This is a genomic window from Bradyrhizobium sp. ORS 375 (genome assembly GCF_000239775.1).
In the GTDB taxonomy this organism is placed as follows: domain Bacteria; phylum Pseudomonadota; class Alphaproteobacteria; order Rhizobiales; family Xanthobacteraceae; genus Bradyrhizobium.
In genome coordinates this window covers 1-671 of record NZ_CAFI01000398.1, presented here as the reverse complement: position 1 = coordinate 671, position 671 = coordinate 1, and the positions used below count along the sequence as shown (strand labels likewise).

The following is a 671-nucleotide window of genomic DNA, read 5'->3' as shown; positions in this document are numbered from 1 at the left end:
CACTCCGGCGATCTCGCTGGACGACAGCGGCACCCGCGTCACCCGCTCCGGCATGAACACGTCCTGCACCCGCGAGATCGGCAGGCCGAACAGCTGGCCTCCGATCATCGCGGTGACGTATTCGACGACGGCGCCCTCGGTGGTTTCAATCTTGCTGCTCATTGCACGCTACTCCTGCCCTTCCCCGTTACGCCGCACGCTTCGCCGCGTCGGCGCGGGCCCGTTCCTCGATCTGTTCCTTGAGCGCCGCGATCAGACCCGGACGGTCGAACTTGGCGATGTAGTCGTAGAGGCCGGCCTGGCGGCCGCGTTCGATCGCCGCCGGCGACACCAGCGACGACACCGCGATGACCGGCAGCTGGTGCAGGTTCTGGTCGGCGCGGATGGCTTCGGTGAACTCGAAGCCGTTCATCTCCGGCATCTCGATGTCGGTGACGACGATGTCGAAGGTGTGCCCGGAGCGCAGCGTGGCGAGGCCCTCGAGCGCCGAGGCCGCCGTGCGCACCTTGTAGCCCGCCGACTTCAGCACCGGCGCCAGCATGTTGCGGAAGAACGGCGAGTCGTCGACCAGGAGCACCGACTGCGTCTGAGATTCCGTCGCCATCTCCTTGCGGATGAACCAGTCGGCGAACGCCATCGGCAGGAAGTGGCCGACGTCGATCACCTCGGTG

At 66.9% G+C, this 671-nt stretch carries 2 protein-coding genes; both read right to left on the bottom strand.

Annotated features, from left to right (window positions below):
- Nucleotides 1–162: chemotaxis protein CheW (locus tag BRAO375_RS38725; RefSeq protein ID WP_035642403.1), on the bottom strand; the 162-nt coding region annotated here is incomplete at its 3' end.
- 25 nt (nt 163–187) lie between these two features.
- The coding region (locus BRAO375_RS26680) for a response regulator (protein WP_035642401.1) at nt 188–671 on the bottom strand (484 nt) is incomplete at its 5' end.